Origin of the sequence: Aquabacterium sp. J223, from assembly GCF_024666615.1 — a bacterium.
Taxonomy (GTDB): domain Bacteria; phylum Pseudomonadota; class Gammaproteobacteria; order Burkholderiales; family Burkholderiaceae_C; genus J223.
Genome location: NZ_CP088297.1, coordinates 3,576,832 through 3,594,957 on the forward strand (window position 1 = coordinate 3,576,832; position 18,126 = coordinate 3,594,957).

General features: G+C 72.5%; 18 protein-coding genes and 1 pseudogene. 13 read left to right on the top strand and 6 right to left on the bottom strand.

The features are described from left to right. Window positions 1–54: 54 nt before the first annotated feature. Window positions 55–411 carry a hypothetical protein gene (locus LRS07_RS16940; protein ID WP_260499126.1) on the bottom strand — a complete coding sequence of 119 codons (357 nt, stop codon included), beginning with the start codon at window positions 409–411 and terminating at the stop codon, window positions 55–57. A gap of 135 nt (window positions 412–546) precedes the next feature. Further along, window positions 547–960 carry a response regulator transcription factor gene (locus LRS07_RS16945; protein ID WP_260499127.1) on the bottom strand — a complete coding sequence of 138 codons (414 nt, stop codon included), beginning with the start codon at window positions 958–960 and terminating at the stop codon, window positions 547–549. 172 nt (window positions 961–1,132) lie between these two features. Between LRS07_RS16945 and LRS07_RS16950 the strand changes: the two genes are divergently transcribed. From LRS07_RS16950 to LRS07_RS16970, 5 genes are all read left to right on the top strand, one after another. Continuing rightward, window positions 1,133–1,351, top strand: coding sequence for a hypothetical protein (locus tag LRS07_RS16950; RefSeq protein WP_260499128.1), 219 nt, complete (start codon window positions 1,133–1,135; stop codon window positions 1,349–1,351). 97 nt (window positions 1,352–1,448) lie between these two features. Beyond that, window positions 1,449–2,972 (top strand): fumarate hydratase, encoded by a 1,524-nt coding sequence (locus tag LRS07_RS16955; protein WP_260502146.1) that lies wholly within the window; start codon window positions 1,449–1,451, stop codon window positions 2,970–2,972. Window positions 2,973–2,985: 13 nt separating this feature from the next. Beyond that, on the top strand, window positions 2,986–3,648 hold the full coding sequence (locus tag LRS07_RS16960) for a RelA/SpoT domain-containing protein (RefSeq protein WP_260499129.1): 663 nt from the start codon (window positions 2,986–2,988) through the stop codon (window positions 3,646–3,648). A gap of 2 nt (window positions 3,649–3,650) precedes the next feature. Continuing rightward, window positions 3,651–3,890, top strand: a complete 240-nt coding sequence (locus tag LRS07_RS16965; RefSeq protein ID WP_260499130.1) for a hypothetical protein — start codon at window positions 3,651–3,653, stop codon at window positions 3,888–3,890. Between the two features lie 33 nt (window positions 3,891–3,923). Next, window positions 3,924–4,502, top strand: a complete 579-nt coding sequence (locus tag LRS07_RS16970) for a DUF2242 domain-containing protein (protein ID WP_260499131.1) — start codon at window positions 3,924–3,926, stop codon at window positions 4,500–4,502. 15 nt (window positions 4,503–4,517) lie between these two features. Here LRS07_RS16970 and LRS07_RS16975 read toward each other — a convergent pair. Beyond that, window positions 4,518–5,778 (bottom strand): annotated as a pseudogene (locus LRS07_RS16975) (mechanosensitive ion channel family protein). A 34-nt stretch (window positions 5,779–5,812) separates the two neighbouring features. Next, entirely contained in the window at window positions 5,813–6,745 is a 933-nt protein-coding gene (locus tag LRS07_RS16980) for a histone deacetylase family protein (protein ID WP_260499132.1), read from the bottom strand. A gap of 50 nt (window positions 6,746–6,795) precedes the next feature. On the opposite strand from LRS07_RS16980, the gene LRS07_RS16985 reads away from it, so the two are divergent. The 3 genes from LRS07_RS16985 (at window position 6,796) to LRS07_RS16995 (ending at window position 10,914) form a co-directional block, all read left to right on the top strand. Beyond that, the gene (locus LRS07_RS16985) at window positions 6,796–7,830 is read left to right on the top strand and encodes an AAA family ATPase (RefSeq protein WP_260499133.1); all 1,035 of its coding nucleotides are present in this window, start codon (window positions 6,796–6,798) and stop codon (window positions 7,828–7,830) included. A 10-nt stretch (window positions 7,831–7,840) separates the two neighbouring features. After that, on the top strand, window positions 7,841–8,797 hold the full coding sequence (locus tag LRS07_RS16990; RefSeq protein ID WP_260499134.1) for a DUF58 domain-containing protein: 957 nt from the start codon (window positions 7,841–7,843) through the stop codon (window positions 8,795–8,797). A 113-nt stretch (window positions 8,798–8,910) separates the two neighbouring features. After that, entirely contained in the window at window positions 8,911–10,914 is a 2,004-nt protein-coding gene (locus LRS07_RS16995) for a transglutaminase TgpA family protein (RefSeq protein ID WP_260499135.1), read from the top strand. Here LRS07_RS16995 and LRS07_RS17000 read toward each other — a convergent pair. Both LRS07_RS17000 and LRS07_RS17005 read right to left on the bottom strand, forming a co-directional pair. Further along, window positions 10,880–12,001 (bottom strand): patatin-like phospholipase family protein, encoded by a 1,122-nt coding sequence (locus LRS07_RS17000; RefSeq protein WP_260499136.1) that lies wholly within the window; start codon window positions 11,999–12,001, stop codon window positions 10,880–10,882. The genes LRS07_RS16995 and LRS07_RS17000 overlap by 35 nt on opposite strands. A gap of 59 nt (window positions 12,002–12,060) precedes the next feature. Continuing rightward, the gene (locus LRS07_RS17005; RefSeq protein WP_260499137.1) at window positions 12,061–12,855 is read right to left on the bottom strand and encodes an IclR family transcriptional regulator; all 795 of its coding nucleotides are present in this window, start codon (window positions 12,853–12,855) and stop codon (window positions 12,061–12,063) included. A gap of 87 nt (window positions 12,856–12,942) precedes the next feature. Here LRS07_RS17005 and LRS07_RS17010 point away from each other — a divergent pair, with 87 nt between their 5' ends. The 5 genes from LRS07_RS17010 to hmgA are packed head-to-tail and all read left to right on the top strand — an operon-like array spanning window position 12,943 to window position 18,121. After that, on the top strand, window positions 12,943–13,896 hold the full coding sequence (locus LRS07_RS17010) for an MBL fold metallo-hydrolase (protein WP_260499138.1): 954 nt from the start codon (window positions 12,943–12,945) through the stop codon (window positions 13,894–13,896). Window positions 13,897–13,915: 19 nt separating this feature from the next. Further along, window positions 13,916–15,577 carry an FAD-dependent oxidoreductase gene (locus tag LRS07_RS17015; RefSeq protein ID WP_260502147.1) on the top strand — a complete coding sequence of 554 codons (1,662 nt, stop codon included), beginning with the start codon at window positions 13,916–13,918 and terminating at the stop codon, window positions 15,575–15,577. A 20-nt stretch (window positions 15,578–15,597) separates the two neighbouring features. Then, on the top strand, window positions 15,598–15,804 hold the full coding sequence (locus LRS07_RS17020; RefSeq protein ID WP_260502148.1) for a DUF2783 domain-containing protein: 207 nt from the start codon (window positions 15,598–15,600) through the stop codon (window positions 15,802–15,804). 35 nt (window positions 15,805–15,839) lie between these two features. Next, the gene (locus tag LRS07_RS17025) at window positions 15,840–16,817 is read left to right on the top strand and encodes a Bug family tripartite tricarboxylate transporter substrate binding protein (protein WP_260499139.1); all 978 of its coding nucleotides are present in this window, start codon (window positions 15,840–15,842) and stop codon (window positions 16,815–16,817) included. 2 nt (window positions 16,818–16,819) lie between these two features. Next, window positions 16,820–18,121, top strand: coding sequence for a homogentisate 1,2-dioxygenase (gene hmgA / locus LRS07_RS17030; protein WP_260499140.1), 1,302 nt, complete (start codon window positions 16,820–16,822; stop codon window positions 18,119–18,121). Window positions 18,122–18,126 lie beyond the last annotated feature (5 nt).

Consider the following 18,126-nt stretch of genomic DNA (forward strand, 5'->3'; position numbering starts at 1 on the left):
GACCGACCGCGCCGGCCCCCCGGAAGTCCCCGCCCTGCGCTGCGGCGCCGACGGTCAGCGCGCGGGTCTGGCGGCCGGTGCTGCGGCCGGCGCCGCCACCGTGGGCGCGGCCTGCTGCAGTTGTCCCTCGCTGCGCGGCGCCGGCAGGCGCCTCAGGCTGCCATCGTCCTGCCGCACCGCCTCGCGCATGCACTCGCGGCGTTCGTCCCGACCGGTGGCCCCCTGGCGGCATTCGGCACGGGCCTCGGAGAAGACGCTCAGGCTTTCGCGGCGGGCGTCCGGCGCGGTCTGGCGCGCCGGGCCGTAGCGCGGACCGGTCCAACTGCCCGGGTCGGTGGTCTCCTGCGGCTGGGCGGCGAGCGGACCGTGCAGCGCTGCGCCGATGACCAGCAGGGCCAGCAGGCGCGGCATCGGAGCGCGGGGCAACGAAGCAACCGGGGACGAAGGACGGGGCATGGTGGCCTCCTGTGCGGGTGATGCAGCGCCCCGCGCAAACGTCGTTCCCGGGTCGATCTGGGCCGTTCCCGGGAGTTCCCCGGGCCGGCGTCAGCCGGGCGGCGCGCTGCTGCTCACCGGCTGGCGGCCCAGGTGGCGCGCCACCGCAGCGGTCAGCTCCTCCGGCCGGGCGGGCTTGAGCAGGTGCTCGGCGCAGCCGGCCTCCAGCGACATGTGGCGCGCCGCCAGCATGCCGTAGCCGCTGAGCGCCAGCACCACGGCGCCCTGCTCGCGCAGCACCGGCGCGATGTCCCAGCCGGACATGCCGGGCAGGCCGATGTCGAGCACCACGAGGTCGGGCCGGAACTCGCCGGCGGCGGACAACGCGGCCAGCGCGGAGCCGGCGGTGCGCACTTCGAAACCCTGGTCGCGCAGCAGCTCGGCCACGCTTTGGGCACAGTCGTCCATGTCGTCGACGACGAGGACCCGGGGCGAGGCGGCTGGAGGCGAGGTGGGCCCGATCACGCGGAACTCCGGTTGGACGACGTCAGCCTATCGTAAGGAAGAGACAGCGCGAACAACTCCGGAAAAGCCCCGCCACGGCGGACATAATCCCGTCGCCGGGCGCCTTAGCGTCCGCGCGTCCGACCGAAGGCCACGCTGGCCGGTCACCGTCCCCCCCTGCAGCAGCATCCACATGAAGCGTGTCGAGGTCTGGCATTGGCTCATCCCTGACCGGCTCACCGGGCAGCGTCGCCGGTCGCAGCACCGGATGTCCGACGCCGAGGCGAGCGCCGCCTATCCCGACGCCGAGAAGGTCGAGGGCAGCCTCGAGGTGCGCTGGCTGCCGGAGCCGCAGTCCGAGCAGGACCGCATCCAGACCATCGACTGGCGCAACCAGCCGCCGCGCTCCTGACGGCCCGCGCGAGGGGCCCCGCCCGTCCGAAGGGCGGCACTGCCGGGGTGACGGGCACCGGGGATAATCCGCCGTTCCCATGACGGTGCCCCTTGCCATGACCACCATCCGCCAGCAGGACCTCATCGATTCCGTCGCCGCGGCGCTGCAGTTCATCAGCTACTACCACCCGGCCGACTACATCGCCCACCTGGCCCGCGCCTACGAACGCGAGCAGAGCGCCGCCGCCAAGGACGCGATCGCGCAGATCCTGACCAACTCGCGCCTGTGCGCCGAGGGCCGCCGCCCGATCTGCCAGGACACGGGCATCGTCAACGTCTTCCTCAAGATCGGCATGGACGTGCGCTGGGAGGGCTTCACCGGCTCGATCCAGGACGCGGTCGACGAGGGCGTGCGCCGCGCCTACAACCACCCGGACAACAAGCTGCGCGCGTCGGTGCTGGCCGACCCGATCTTCGAGCGCCGGAACACCAAGGACAACACGCCCGCGGTGGTCTTCATGGAGGTGGTGCCGGGCAACACCGTCGACGTGACGGTGGCCGCCAAGGGCGGCGGCTCGGAGAACAAGTCGAAGGTCTACATGCTCAACCCCAGCGACAACATCGTCGACTGGGTGCTGAAGACCGTGCCGACCATGGGCGCCGGCTGGTGCCCGCCCGGCATGCTAGGCATCGGCGTCGGCGGCACGGCGGAGAAGGCCGCCCTGCTGGCCAAGGAAGCGCTGATGGACGACATCGACATGTACGAGCTGCTGCAGCGCGGCCCGAAGGACAAGCTGGAGGAGCTGCGCATCGAGCTGTACGAGAAGGTCAACGCGCTGGGCATCGGTGCGCAGGGCCTGGGCGGCCTGACCACCGTGCTGGACGTGAAGATCAAGACCTGGCCGACGCACGCCGCCAGCAAGCCGATCGCGATGATCCCGAACTGCGCCGCCACCCGCCACGCGCACTTCGTGCTCGACGGCAGCGGTCCGGCCTACCTGGAGCCGCCGAGCCTCGACCTGTGGCCCGACGTGCGCTGGGCGCCCGACTACAACAAGAGCCAGCGCGTCGACCTGAACACGCTGACGAAGGAACAGGTCGCCAGCTGGAAGCCCGGCGACACGCTGCTGCTCAACGGCAGGATGCTCACCGGCCGCGACGCCGCGCACAAGCGTATCCAGGACATGCTGGCCAAGGGCCAGCCGCTGCCGGTGGACTTCACCAACCGCGTCATCTACTACGTCGGCCCGGTCGACCCGGTGCGCGACGAGGTGGTCGGTCCCGCCGGCCCCACCACCGCCACCCGCATGGACAAGTTCACCGACATGATGCTGGCCCAGACCGGCCTCATCGCCATGGTGGGCAAGGCCGAGCGGGGCCCGGCCGCCATCGACGCCATCCAGAAGCACCGCAGCGCCTACCTGATGGCCGTCGGCGGCGCGGCCTACCTGGTCAGCAAGGCGATCAAGCAGGCCAAGGTCGTCGGCTTCGAGGACCTGGGCATGGAGGCCATCTACGAGTTCGACGTGGTCGACATGCCGGTGACCGTGGCGGTGGACGCCGGCGGTACCAGCGCGCACGTCACCGGGCCGAAGGAGTGGCAGGCCAAGATCGGCAAGATCCCGGTGGCGGTGGCCTGAGCACGATGCGATGTTGAGCAAGTCGCAGGTGGATCGCCTGGGAGAGCGCCTCAAGCAAGGTACTCTGTCCGAAGACGACCTGCGCTTGCTCGACGACTATCGTAGGACAGCATCGACCGCTTATGACAGCGTGAGTGAGCGCCTGCGACACTTCGGCTTCCAAGTCACCGGCCGGCCCGCCAAAGCCACCCAATCCATTCGTGCCAAGCTGCGTCGTGAACACTGTCGCCTGACCCAGATTCAGGACATCGCCGGGTGCCGCATCGTCGTTGGGGACGCGAGGGACCAGGAAATGGCCGCGGCCCGGATCGAACAGATATTTCCAGGTTGTCGGAAGCACGACAGGCGAGTCGCCCCCAGCTTTGGCTACAGAGCCATTCACTTCGTCACCGCGGATCAACCACTTCCTGTTGAGATCCAACTTCGGACGGCGCTGCAGCATCAATGGGCCGAGTTCTCCGAGAAGCTTTCAGATCGCTATGGGCTAGAGGTGAAGTACGGCGGCGGCAGCGAATCGCTCAAAGAGCGATTGATGGGAGCCAGCATCCTGGTCGCTCAGATTGAGGCCGTCGAGCTGTATGGCGATCGATCGCTGGTGGAGCAACTGCGGGCCATGCGAAACGATCTGTTGAACGGCCTGCGTACGGCGGCGGCAGAACTGGACAAGGAGCAGTAGCGATGTACTTTCTCGTCGAATACGACCGAGCGGCCGGGCGGCTGGACGCCCTGCGCCCGTTCCTGGATCAAGTCCAGGCGCAGGAAGAACGACTGGCCACCGAGCTCCGCCACTTGCAGGCCGGTACCGATGTCGAAGTCGTGCTGCTGGACGCCCCCGACGAAACGGCCTTGAGGCGGACCCATCTGCGCTACTTCGTACCGTTGCCCGAATTGGCACGCGGCCGGCTCGACAACGATTGATTCGCGATGGCTGCCGTCATGGTCAGGACAAGCGTGTCCAGCAGCGCTGACGTGCTGGTCGCCGTCGCGCTGTGCCTGACGCTGGCGGGCTGCGCCGGGTTCGGTCGCTCGCCGCTGGGCGGCACGCTCGAATCCTTCGACGCCACCGACCGCTTTTCGCGGCGTGTCAGCGCGCCACCGGCGCAGGCCTGCGAGGCCGCGCGGCTGGCGCTGCTCAGCCAGGGCTACCAGGTCAGCGTGTTGAAGGCCGACGAGCTGCGCGGCCGCAAGAACTTCCAGCCGCAGGCTGACCGCCATGCGCAGGTGGAGGTGCACGTGGTCTGCGCCCTGGCCGCCGGCGGCGCCGACCAGGGCGAGGTCTTCGTCAACGCGGTGCAGGACCGCTACGAGCTGAAGAAGAGCAGCAACGCCGCCAGCATCGGCGTGCCGGCCATCGCCTCGCTGTCGCTGCCCTTCTCGCTGGGCAACGACGCCATGGTCAAGACGGCCAGCGAGACCATCATCGCCGAGCGCTTCTACGACCGCTTCTTCGAGGTGCTGGAACGCTACCTCGGCTCGGCCACCCGGCTGCCGAGCGAGGAGATGGCCGGCACGTCGGCGATCCCGCGCTGAGGCCGCAGCCGCCCGTCATGCCGCCTCCGGCGGCGCGGCGTTGTGCACCACCTGCTGCGGGTAGGGGATCTCCACCCCGAGCGACCGCAGCCGGCGCAGCACCGCCAGGTTGACCTCGGAGCGCACGTTGCCCTGCCCGTTCTCGGGGTCGGCGATCCAGAAGTTCAGCCGCAGCTCCAGGCCGTGGGCGCCGAAGTTCTCCAGCAGCACGGCGGGCCCGGGCTCGGCCAGCACGCGCGGCACCGACGCCAGCGTCTCGCACAGCGCCGGCATCAGCGCCTCCAGGTCGCTGCCGTAGCCCACCGACACCGCGGTGTTGATCTGCACCTTCGGGTCGGCCAGCGAGGAGTTCTCCACCCGCTGGGTGATGAGCAGCTCGTTGGGCACGATGGACTCGCGGCCGTTCAACGCCCGGATCACGGTGTAGCGGGTGTTGATGTCGGTGATGCGGCCCTCGAAGTTGTCGACCTTCACCGTGTCGCCGATGCGCACGCTGCGCTCGGCCAGGATGACGAAGCCGGAGACGTAGTTCGACGCCAGCTTCTGCAGGCCGAAGCCGATGCCCACCCCCCACCGCGCCGCCGAGCACCGACAGCGCCGTCAGGTCGATGCCCGCGGCCGACAGCGCCATCAGCAGGCCGACGAAGAGCAGCAGCGCGCGCACCGCGTTGGCCGCCATTTTTCGCAGCGACAGGTGCGCCAGGGTGGCGCCCTCGGCGTCCTTCAGCAGCCGGGCCTCGATGGCGGCCGACAGCCACAGCGCCGCCACCAGCACCACGCCCGCGCTGACCGCGCCCTCGATCACGTTGCGCAGGCTGATGCGCGCATCGCCCACCGTCCAGCCGATGGCGTCCAGCTCGGCCAGCACCAGCGGCAGCAGGCCGGTGAGCCACAGCACGAGCCAGCCCCACACCAGCCAGGACAGCGTGCGCTCGATCGCGCGCACCAGCGGCGACCGGGGGAACGCCACCCGCAGCACCCGCACGCCGAAGCGGATGGCCAGCAGCGAGGCCAGCAGCGGCAGCGCCAGCCGGTACAGCCCGGTGGGCAGCCCGAGCGTGGTGAGCAGCAGCCGGGCGCCGAAGGCCAGCGCCAGCGCCAGCGCCGGGAACAGCACGCCGTCGACCAGGCGGTCGCCGAACCAGATGCTGCCGGGCTTCGGCTGGCGGCCGCGCAGCCAGCGCGTCAGCCCCCAGGCGAGCCCCAGCGCCAGCGCCAGCGCGGCGAACGCCCAGCCGATGCCGGGGTGGGCCAGCGTGGCCGCCAGCGCCCGCAGGTCGAGCGGCGTGCCGAAGCCGAGCGCCCCCACCTCAGGAACTCAGCACCTTCAGGTGCGCGGCGACGCTGCGCGCCAGCGCCCCCATCGCATAACCGCCCTCGAGGCAGGAGACGATGCGGCCGCCGGCGTGGCGGTCGGCCACCTCCTTGATGGCTTGTGTCAGCCACTGGTAGTCGGCCTCGACCAGGCCGAGCTGGCCGAGGTCGTCGTCGCGGTGGGCGTCGAAGCCGGCGCTGACGAACACCATCTGCGGCCGGAAGGCGTGCAGCCGCGGCAGCCAGGTGGCCTGCACCAGCTCGCGCACCTCGGGGCCGCGGGTGTAGGCCGGCACCGGGATGCTGACGATGTTGCCGGCGCGCGGCCGCTCGCCGCTGAAGGGGTAGAGCGCCTGCTGGAAGAGGTTGACCATGAGGATGCGCTCGTCGCCGGCGACGATGTCCTCGGTGCCGTTGCCGTGGTGCACGTCGAAGTCGACGATGGCCACCCGCGACAGGCCGCGCTCGTCGAGCGCATGGCGCGCGGCCACCGCCACGTTGTTGACGAAGCAGAAGCCCATCGTCTCGTCGCGGGTGGCGTGGTGGCCGGGCGGCCGCACCGCGCAGAAGGCGTTGTCGGCACGGCCGTCGATCACCGCGTCGGTGGCGGCCACCGCCGCGCCGGCGGCGTGCCGCACCGCATCCCAGGTGGCCGGGCAGGCGCTGGTGTCGGGGTCGAAGGCATGGTGGCCGCCCTCTTCGGCCAGGTGGCTCAGCACGTCCTGCAGCTGCAGCAGGTAGCGCTGCTCGTGCGCGCGGGCCATCTGCGCCAGCGTGGCCGGACCGGCCTGCTCGAAGACCAGCGCGTCGTCCAGGCCGGTGGCGCGCAGGTGGTCGGCGATGGCGTCCAGGCGGGCCGGGCATTCCGGGTGGCCGCGGCCCATGTCGTGCGCCTTGCACGCAGGATGGGAATAGAAGGCGGTGGGCATGGGATCTCGGCGCGAGGCGGGCATGGGTTTCGGGTAAGGTCGCACGCTGCATGAGCCTGACGAGCCTCACCCCCTTGCCGGCCGGCGTGGCCGCTTCACCCGTGCACCGCCGCCAGGACGGTGTCGACGCAGGCCTGGATGCCGGAACCGGTGCCGGTGCCGACAAGGGCCTGCCGGCCCTGCTCGACCGACTGCTGGATCAGGTTAGCACGATCATCGTGGGCAAGCGCCCGCAGATCGTCGACTGCGTGGCCTGCCTGCTGGCCGGCGGCCACCTGCTGATCGAGGACGTGCCAGGCGTCGGCAAGACCACCCTGGCGCAGGCGCTGGCCACCTCGCTGGGGCTGCACTTCTCGCGGGTGCAGTTCACCGCCGACCTGATGCCGTCCGACCTGGTCGGCGTCAGCGTCTGGGAACGCAGCAAGGAGGCCTTCGCCTTCCACCCCGGGCCGGTGTTCGCCCAGGTGCTGCTGGCCGACGAGATCAACCGCGCCGGCCCGAAGACGCAGAGCGCGCTGCTCGAGGCGATGGAGGAGCACCAGGTCACGGTGGAGAACCGGACCCGGCCGCTGCCGAAACCCTTCTTCGTCATCGCGACGCAGAACCCGAGCGACCAGCTCGGCACCTACCCGTTGCCCGAGTCGCAGCTCGACCGCTTCCTGATGTGCATCACGCTGGGCTACCCGGACCGGCTGTCCGAGCGCGCCCTGCTGGCCGGCGACGACCGCCGCCGCATCATCGAGAACCTGGTGCCGGTGATGACGCCGGAGCAGCTGCTCGCCGCCCAGCAGGCGGTGCTGCGGGTGCACGCCGGCGAGCCGCTGCTGGACTACCTGCAGGCGCTGATCGCGGCCACCCGCTCGGGCCAGTGGTTCGAGGAAGGCCTGAGCCCGCGCGCCGGCATCGCCCTGCTGCGCGCGGCCAAGGCCCGCGCCCTGCTCGACCGCCGCGACTACGTCGCACCCGACGACGTGCAGGCGGTGCTGCCGCAGACCATCGCCCACCGGCTGGTGCCCGCCAGCGGCGCCGGCCGCGGCCGGCGCGAGCAGGTGCGCGCCATGATGGACGCGGTGCCGCTGCCATAGGTCTTCGGCGATGGCCTATTCGCGGCTGCGCCGCTGGTGGCACGACCGCCTGCCCGCCACCGACGCCCTCACCCTGACCCAGGGCAACATCTACATCCTGCCGAGCAAGGCCGGCGTCACCTTCGCGCTGACGCTGGCGCTGATGCTGGTGGCATCGATCAACTACCAGCTCAGCCTCGGCTACGCGCTGACCTTCCTGCTCGCCGGGGCGGGGTTGACGTCGATGATCCTGACGCACCGGGTGCTGCGTGGCCTGTCGCTGCGCCTGAGGCCGCCGCAGGCGGTGTTCGCCGGCGCGCCGGCCATGCTGGAGATCGCGGTGCAGAGCGCCGGCCGCCGCGGCCATGGACTGGGCTTCGCCTTGCTGGAGCCCGAGGTTGGCCGCCACCAGCGCATCTGGGTGCGGCTGGAGGTGCCGCCCGCCGGCGAGGCCCGGGTGCAGCTGGCCTGGACCCCGCCCCATCGCGGCGTGCACCGGCTGCCGCTGCTGATCGCCGAGACGCGCTACCCCTTCGGCCTGTTCCGCGCCTGGACGCTGTGGCGCACGCAATCGCCGCTGCTGGCCTACCCGGCGCCGGAACAGCCGCCGGTGCCGCTGCCGCGGGCGCAGGCCAGCGGGCCCGACGCGCCGGCCGGCCGCCGCGAGGGCGGTGGCGACCTCGAAGGCGTGCGCGCCTACCAGCGCGGCGACGCGCTGCGCCGCATCGTGTGGAAGAAGGCCGCGCGTTCGGGCGAGCTGGTCAGCCGCGACACCGCCACCCCGGCGCGCCAGCAGCTGTGGCTGGACTTCGAACAGCTGCGCCTGAACGACCCCGAAGGCCGGCTGTCGCGCCTGGCCGCCTGGGTGCTGCAGGCCGAAGCGCGCGGGCTGCAGCACGGCCTGCGCCTGCCCGGCCGCGAGATCGCCCCCGGCCAGGGCGAGGTCCACTGCCGTCAGGCGCTGGAGGCGCTGGCGCTGTGGTCATGAACCGGATCGAACCGGACGCGACGGCGGGCCGAGCGCCGGGCCGCTCCCAAGCCGGCCCGCATCCCCTCGGGGGATCGGCCGACGTACCCGTCGGACGAGGGGCCAACACGAACTTGCGGCTGCGCCTGCGTCGCCTGCCGCGCGACACCCGCGACACGCTGTTCCTGCTCGGCGTCATCACCTGGACCATCCTGCCGCACCTGGCGCACCTGCCGCTGTGGTGCGCGGCGCTGTCGGCGGTGGTGCTGCTGTGGCGCGGCCGGCTGGCGCTGGCGCAGGCGCCGCTGCCCAGCCGCTGGGCCGTGATCGCGGTGCTGACGGTGGCCGCCGGCCTGACGCTGATCACCGAGCAGACGCTGCTCGGCAAGGAAGCCGGCGTGACCATGCTGGTGCTGCTGATGGTGCTGAAGACGCTGGAGCTGCGCGCCCGGCGCGACGCGCTGGTGGTGTTCTTCCTCGGCTTCTTCCTGGTGCTGACGCACTTCCTCTACTCGCAGAGCCTGGCCGTCGCGGCGGCGATGCTGGTGTCGGTGTGGGCGCTGCTGACCGCGCTGGTGCTGGCGCACATGCCGGTCGGCCGGCCGGCGCTGAAGGACGCGGCGGCGCTGGCCGCCAAGGCCGCGCTGCTCGGCCTGCCGCTGATGGTGGCGCTGTTCCTGCTCTTCCCGCGCATCGGCCCGCTGTGGGGCCTGCCGCAGGACGCGCTGGGCAAGACCGGCCTGTCGGGCAGCCTCAAGCTGGGCGGCGTGGCGCAGCTGGCCACCGACGACACGCCGGCCTTCCGCATCCGCTTCGAGGGCCCGCCGCCGCCGCCGCAGTCGCTGTACTTCCGCGGCCCGGTGCTGACCGATTTCGACGGCGACGAATGGCGGGCCTCGCCGCTGCTGCGGCACAGCTGGCAGCCGCCGCGGCTGCAGCCGTTCGGCCCGGCCCGGCGCTACGAGCTGATGCTGGAGCCGTCGCGCCTGGCCATGCTGCCGCTGCTGGAGGCGACGGTGGCGGTCGAGCCCGAGGGGCTGGCGCAGGCCGGGCTGCGCGCGGTGCTGCGCCACGACCTGCAGTGGCTGACGGACCGCCCGGTCAACGACCGGCTCCGCCTGCAGGCCAGCGCGCACCCCCGCTGGCGGCTGGACGAACCGGGGGACGCCCTCTCGCTGCGCCGCCACGTCGAGCTGCCGCCCGGCCACAACCCGCGCATGCTGGCCTGGGCGCTGGCGCTGCGCCGCCAGCCGGCCTTCGCCAACGCCGACGCCGACACCCTGGCCGCGCACCTGCTCGACCTAATCCGCAACGGCGGCTACACCTACACCCTGGCGCCCGGCGTGTACGAGGAGAACGCGGTCGACGCCTTCTGGTTCGACCGCAAGCTGGGCTTCTGCGAGCACTACGCCGTCGCCTTCGTGGTGGCCCTGCGGGCGCTCGACGTCCCGGCGCGCATCGTCACGGGCTACCAGGGCACCGATCCGACGCCGGTCGACGGCTGGTGGGTGGTGCGCCAGAGCCACGCCCACGCCTGGGCCGAGTACTGGCAGCCGGGCCGCGGCTGGACCCGCGCCGACCCGACCGCCGCCGTGGCGCCCGAACGGGTGGTGCGCAGCCAGGCCCTGCAGCCGGCGCCCGGGCTGGTGGCCGGCGCGCTGGGCCAGGTCAGCCCCGAGCTGCTGGCCCGGCTGCGCCGCCAGTGGGAGCGCATGAACCAGGGCTGGAACCAGTGGGTGCTGAACTACTCCCGGTCCAGCCAGTTCGCGCTGCTCGAACGCCTGGGCGTGTCGGCCCCCGACTGGACCGACCTGAGCCGCGTCCTCATCGGCCTGCTCAGCGCCGCCAGCGCGGCCGCCGCCGGCTGGGCGCTGTGGGACCGCCACCGCCAGGACCCCTGGCAGCGCCTGCTGGCCCGGGTGCGCAGGGCGCTGGCACGCCGCGGGCTGCAGCCGCTGCCCAGCGACGGCCCGCGCCGCCTGGCCGAGCGGCTGGAAGCGGCGCACGGGCCCGAGGCGGCCGGGCCGGCCGCGCGCGCCCTGCGCGAACTCGACGCGCTGCGCTACGGCCGCGACGGCCGTCGCCGCCCGCCGGCGGGCTGGTTCAGTTCGTTCCGCCGGCGGTTGCCGTCGGCCTGAGGTCGCCCGCGCCGGACACCGGCTCCGGCCGGCCGTGCTCCCGCGCATGCGGCCAGCGCCCGTCGACCAGCACGTAACCGGGTTCGCGCAAGGCCACCCGGCCCTCGGCACGCGCCTTCAGCGCGGCGGCGAGGTCGTCGCGCCCGGCCACCCAGCGCTGCTGCACCGAGGCGGCGGAGAACTCCAGCGCCTTGCCGCCCAGTTCGTGGCGCGGCGGCCGGTAGGCGACCAGCACCACCTCGGTGGTCGCGGCCACGGTGTCCTGGTCGCCCCGCTCGGCCAGCCGGTGGCGCAGCCGCTGCTCGCGGCGGAACGCCTCCAGCGTGCGCAGCGACTGCGAGGCGAAGGCGATGTCCTGCGTGCGCTCCAGCGCGGTGTCCATCGAGTGCGGCCGCTCGCCGCGGGCGTCGAACAGGTCGACCGCGACCAGCAGCTGGTCGCGCTCGTGCTCGGCCAGCAGCGGGTCCAGCGGCAGGTTGCACAGCATGCCGGGGTCGCCCAGCAGCCGACCGCCCACCTCGACCGGCGGGAAGCCGGGGATGAAGGCGGTGCTGGCCAGCACGTGCTCGGGCTCGATGCGCTGGCGCCGGCTGTCGAAGGTCACGGCCTCGCCGGTCTCCAGGTCGACGCAGCCGATGAGCAGCGGCAGGTCGCCCCGGTTGACGAGTTCGTAGTCGACCAGTTCGGCCAGCGTGTTGAGCAGCGGCCGGCCGTCGAACAGCCCGATGTCAGGCGGCGTGCCCGGCAGCAGCGACAGGAAGCCGCTGGGCCGCGGCGTGAACAGCGCCGGCCGGCCCCAGAAGAAGGCCTGCGCGGCGTGCCACTTGTTCACCGCGTCGCGCGCCGGCCCGGTGGTGGCCGGCGGCAGCAGGCTGTGCTGGGCTGCGGCCTCCCAGAAGCGCCGCAGCTGCGGCACCCGGCGCTCGGGCGGGTTGCCGGCCAGCAAGGTGGCCACCACCGCGCCGATGGAGGCGCCGCTGACCAGGTGCGGCCACAGGCCGGCGTCCTGCAGCGCTTCGCAGGCGCCGGCGGCGTAGGCGCCGAGGGCGTTGCCCCCGGACAGGGCGAGCGCGATCCGCTGGGTCATCCACCGGCGCGGCAAACCGCACGCCCGTGCGCTCGCCGAGGCCGCAGGGCCGAGGCCGCTCAGCCCTGCGGCACCGCGCCCAGCCGCCGCGACAGCGCGCTGGCGGCCTCGCGCAGGACGCGGGCGGCCGGGCCGTCCGGCGACGCGTCCAGCATCGCGCCCGGGCCGATGGCGGTCAGCGCCAGCACCAGCGCGCCGAAGCCGTCGAACACCGGCGCGGCGATGGCGGTGACGCCGGGCACCGTGCCGTCGACCACGCCGGCGAAGCGCTGGGCGCGCACCGTCGCCAGCTCCTTCTCGAAGCGGGCCAGCGCCCGCGGCCCGGGGTTCTCGGCGCGCAGGCACTGCGCGCGGCGCTCGTCGTCCATGAAGGCGGCGAACACCCGGCCGGAGGCGGTGCCCAGCACCGACACCACCGTGCCGTGGCGCATGTTCACGTGCACCGCGGTCGGCCCCTCCTCCAGCCGCACGAAGGTCGGCCCGCGGTTGCCCCAGATGGCGATGCCCACCGTCTGGCCGATGCGCTGCGCCAGCGCCGGCAGTTCGGCCGCGGCGAGGCGGATGGGATCGGCCTGGTGCAGGCTGATCAGGCCCATCTGCAGCGCCAGCGGCCCGAGCCCGTAGCGGCCGCTGGCCGGGTCCTGCTCGATCAGCCCCAGCGCGCCGAAGCTGACGAGGTACGGGTGCGCCTTGGCCGCCGACATGCCGGCCTCGCGCGCCAGGTCCTTCAGCGCCACCGGCCGGCCGAGGTGCACCAGCGCCAGCAGCAGCCGCCCGCCCACCTCGATGCTCTGGATGCCTCGGGAGCGGCGCCCCTCCACCGGCGCCTCGTCCTCGCTGTCTGCCTGGGTCATCGGAGTTCTACTTAGACAAATGGGTTTGCGATTATCAAGCCCGCGGCTATGATCGCTTGATCGTCGTCAATGTCTAACGGATTCGATATGAGCAAAAGCTTCGCCTCGCAGGCGGACCTGCAGGAAAAGCAGGTGAGCTTCACCAGGCTCTCCGACAACGCCTACGCCTACACCGCCGAGGGCGATCCCAACACCGGGGTCATCGTCGGCGACGACGCGGTGATGGTGGTCGACACCCAGGCCACGCCGGCGATGGCGCAGGACGTCATCCGCCGCATCCGCGAGGTGACCGACAAGCCCATCCGCTACGTCGTGCTGAGCCACTACCACGCGGTGCGGGTGCTCGGCGCCGCCGCCTACCAGCCGCAGCACATCGTCGCCAGCCGCGACACCTACGACCTCATCGTCGAGCGCGGCGAGCAGGACAAGGCCAGCGAGATCGGCCGCTTCCCGCGGCTGTTCCGCAACGTCGAGTCGGTGCCGCCGGGCCTGACCTGGCCGACCATCACCTTCGAAGGCCGCCTGTCGATCTGGCTCGGCAAGCTGGAGGTGCAGCTGCTGCAGCTGGGCCGCGGCCACACCAAGGGCGACACGGTGGCCTGGCTGCCCGAGCAGAAGATCCTGTTCTCCGGCGACCTGGTGGAGTTCGACGCCACGCCCTACGCCGGCGACGCCTACTTCAAGGACTGGCCGGCGACGCTGGACCGGCTGGCCGCGCTGAAGCCGCAGGCGCTGGTGCCCGGCCGCGGCGCCGCCCTGACCACACCCGACGCGGTGGCCCAGGGCCTGGCCGGCACCCGCGCCTTCATCGCCGACGTGCGTGACGCGGTGGAGGCCGGCGTGAAGGCCGGCAAGGACCTGAACGCCGTCTACAAGGAGGTCTACGCCAAGCTCAAGCCCACCTACGGCCACTGGGTCATCTTCGACCACTGCATGCCCTTCGACGTCACCCGCTGCTACGACGAGGTGACGCAGTTCGCCGACCCGCGCATCTGGACCGCCGAGCGCGACCGGGTGATGTGGGAAACGCTCGAGGGCTGAGGCCGTGCGCTTCGCCGACCTGCCGCGCGAGGCACGCGCGCAGGCGCTCGACTACCAGCGCCTGACCTTCGAGCACGAGCGCAGCCCGGACCAGGACGCCGCCGCACCGGTGCGCCACCCGGTGGTGGTGGTCGGCGCCGGACCGGTGGGCCTGGCCCTGGCCATCGACCTGGCCCAGCGCGAGGTGCCGGTGGTGCTGCTGGACAACGACCACACGCTGTCCACCGGCTCGCGCGCCATCTGCTTCGCCAAGCGCACGCTGGAGGTCTGCGACCGCCTCGGCGTCGGCCAGCGCATGGTGGACAAGGGCGTGTCCTGGAGCCGCGGCCGGGTGTTCTTCCGCGACCAGGAGGTCTACCCCTTCGACCTGCTGCCGGAAACCGGCCACCAGCGGCCGGCCTTCATCAACCTGCAGCAGTACTACGTGGAGGGCTACCTGGCCGAGCGGGCGGCCGCGTTGCCCGGCATCGACGTGCGCTGGAAGCACAAGGTGGTCGGTGTGGACAACCGCGCCGACGGCGTGCTGCTGACGGTGCAGACCCCCGACGGCGAGTACCGGCTGCAGGCCGACCACGTCGCCGCCTGCGACGGGTCGCGTTCGGCGGTGCGCCAGCTGCTGGGCCTGGAGAGCCAGGGCCGCGTCTTCCGCGACCGCTTCCTCATCGCCGACGTGAAGATGGCGTTCGACCACCCGGCGGAGCGCTGGTTCTGGTTCGACCCGCCCTTCCACCCGGGGCAGAGTGTTCTGCTGCACAAGCAGCCCGACAACGTCTGGCGCATCGACTTCCAGTTGGGCTGGGACGCCGACCCCGAGGTCGAGAAGCGGCCCGAGAACATCATTCCCCGCGTCAAGGCGCTGCTCGGCGACAAGGTCGAGTTCGAGCTCGAATGGGCCAGCGTCTACACCTTCGCCTGCCAGCGCATGGCACGCTTCCGCCACCGCCGCGTGCTCTTCGCCGGCGACTCGGCGCACGGCGTGTCGCCCTTCGGCGCCCGTGGCGCCAACTCCGGCGTGCAGGACGCCGAGAACCTGGCCTGGAAGCTGGCCGCGGTGCTGCGCGGCGAGGCCGGCGACGCGCTGCTGGACAGCTACGCCCACGAACGCGAGTTCGCCGCCGACGAGAACATCCGCAACTCCAGCCGGTCCACCGACTTCATCACGCCCAAGAGCGAGGTCAGCCGGCTGTTCCGCGACGCGGTGCTGCAGCTGGCGCGGCAGCACGGCTTCGCCCGCCGGCTGGTCAACAGCGGCCGGCTGTCGGTGCCGTGCACGCTGTCGGCCTCGGCGCTGACCACGCCCGACCGGGACGCCTTCGACGCGCCGGTGGTGCCGGGCGCGGCGGCCCTGGATGCGCCGGTGCGGCGCGGCGACGGCAGCGCGGGCTGGCTGCTGCGCGAGCTGGGCCCCGACTTCACCGTGCTGGTCTACGACGGCGACGACGCGCTGACCGCCGAGCTGCGACGCGCGGCGGACGGGTTGACCCGCTCCACCGTGCTGCGCATCGGCTCCGCCCCCGGCGCCGACCTGCACGACGAGCAGGGCCTGGTCGCGCAACGTTATGGCCTGGCCGGCGGCGGCGTGGTGCTGCTGCGCCCCGACCACCACGTCTGCGCCCGCTGGCGCCGGCCGCACGGCGACGACCTGCGCGCCGCCCTGAAGCGCGCGCTGGCCCGCGCCTGACCTTGACGCAGGACCTTGCCATGCCGCACCTGATCACCGAACCGCACCTCGACCAGCCCGACGACTTCTACGAGGCGCTGCTCGACGCCCACCGCGACCTGCCGATCGAGCAGTCGCACGCGCTCAACGCCCGGCTGGTCCTGCTGCTGGCCAACCACATCGGCGACCACCCGGTGCTGTGCGAGGCGCTGCAGGCCGCCCGCGACAGCGCGCCGCAGCCCGCCTGACACCACCCACCTTGCATCCCCACCGGAGGACCGACATGACCGCATCGACCCCCAACCGCCGCCAGATCACGCTGGGCGCCGCCCTCGGCCTGCTCGTGCCCGGCGCCGTGCGGGCCCAGGACAACCGCAGCATCGAATGGGTCGTCGGTTTTGCCGCCGGCGGCGGCTCCGACACCGTCGCCCGCACGGTGGCCGAGGCCATGGCCCGCACGCTGGGCCAGCCCATCGTCGTCAACAACAAACCCGGCGCAGGCACCAACATCGCGGCCGAGTACGTGGTCCGCGCCGGCAACACCAGCGGCACGCTGCTCTTCACCGCCGACTTCGCCACCCTGGCCGCCAACCCGTTCCTCTTCGGCCGCCTCCCCTACGACCCGGTCAAGGACTTCGTGCCGGTGGGGCTGCTGGCGCGCTTCCCGCTGCTGCTGGTCGTCGCGCCCAACGTGCCGGCGAAGAACTGGCAGGAGTTCACCGCCTGGGCCAAGGCGCAGGACAACGTGTCCTACGCCTCGCCGGGCCTGGGCACCCCGCACCACCTGGCGGTGGAGCTGCTGCGCGAGCGCACGGGCCTCAAGTTCAACCACGTGCCCTACAAGGGCGCGGCGCCCGCCGTGCAGGATCTGATGGGCGGCCAGGTGCCGGTGGGCATGATCGACTCGGCCAGCGTGCAGCAGGCGGTGGTGGCCGGCCGGGTGAAGGCCATCGGCGTGGCCAGCGCGGCGCGGCTGCAGACGCTGCCCGACGTGCCCACCCTGGCCGAACAGGGCGTGTCCGGCTACGAGGCCTACGCCTGGCAGGGGCTGGTGGCGCCGGCCGGCACCCCGCCCGACACCGTGGCCCGGTTCAGCAAGGCCTTGCAGGCGGCGTTGGACGCCACGCCGGTGAAGGCCCGGTTCCAATCGCTGGCGCTGGAGGCGCTGCCCGGCACGCCGCAGCAGATGGCGAGCTACGCCGGCACCGAGCGCGAGCGCTGGGGCCGCCTCATCAAGGCCAACAACATCAGGCTGGACTGACCATGACCGACCCCGACCCGACGCTTCGCTACCAGAGCGGCTTCGGCAACGAACACGCCACCGAGGCCATCGCCGGCGCGCTGCCGCGCGGGCGCAACAGCCCGCAGCGGGCGCCGCTGGACCTGTACCCGGAGCTGGTCTCGGGCACCGCCTTCACCGCACCGCGCGCCGAGAACCGGCGCAGCTGGCTGTACCGCCGCCAGCCGTCGGTGGTGGCCGGCCGTTTCGCGCCCTACCGGCAGGACGGCTGGCTCACACCGCCGCTGCGCGAGGCGGTGGTCCCGCCCGAGCCGATGCGCTGGCATCCCTTCGCGCTGCCCACCGAGCCCACCGACTTCGTCGACGGGCTGAAGACGGTGGTGCTGAACGGCGACGCCGAGGCGCAGACCGGCATGGCCGCGCATGTGTACCTGGCCAACCGCTCGATGGACGGCCGCGCGCTGGTCAATGCCGACGGCGAACTGCTGCTGGTGCCGCAGCAGGGGCGGCTCGTCATCACCACCGAGCTCGGCGTGCTGGCGGTCCGGCCCGGCGAGATCGCGCTGCTGCCGCGCGGCCTGGTCTTTCGCGTCGACCTGCCCGACGGCCCGTCGCGCGGCTATGTGTGCGAGAACTACGGCGCGCACTTCCGCCTGCCGGAGCTGGGGCCGATCGGCTCCAACGGGCTGGCCAACGCGCGCGACTTCCTGGCACCGGTGGCGGCCTTCGAGGCGCCGCAGGGCGAGGTCGAGCTGGTGAAGAAATTCGCCGGCCGGCTGTGGCGCACGACGCTGAAGCGCACGCCCTTCGACGTGGTGGCCTGGCACGGCAACCTGGCGCCGGTGAAGTACGACACGGCGCACTTCATGGCCATCGGCTCGATCAGCTTCGACCACCCCGACCCGTCGATCTTCACCGTGCTGACCAGCCCCAGCGACACGCCGGGCACCGCCAACGCCGACTTCGTCATCTTCCCGCCGCGCTGGCTGGTGATGGAGGACACCTTCCGCCCGCCCTGGTACCACCGCAACCTGATGAGCGAGTTCATGGGACTGGTCTACGGCGAGTACGACGCCAAGCCCGAAGGCTTCAAACCCGGCGGTGCCTCGCTGCACAACGGCATGGTGCCGCACGGGCCCGACGGCGAGGCCTTCGAGAAGGCGACCGGCGCCGACCTGGCGCCGCAGAAGCTCGACGGCACGCTCGCCTTCATGTTCGAAAGCCGCCTGCGCTTCGTCCCCACGCCCTTCGCCCTGAACGGCGGCGCGCTGGACGAGGCGTACGCCGATTGCTGGGCCGGCCTGTCCGCCCGCGCCCCGCTCTGAGCCGC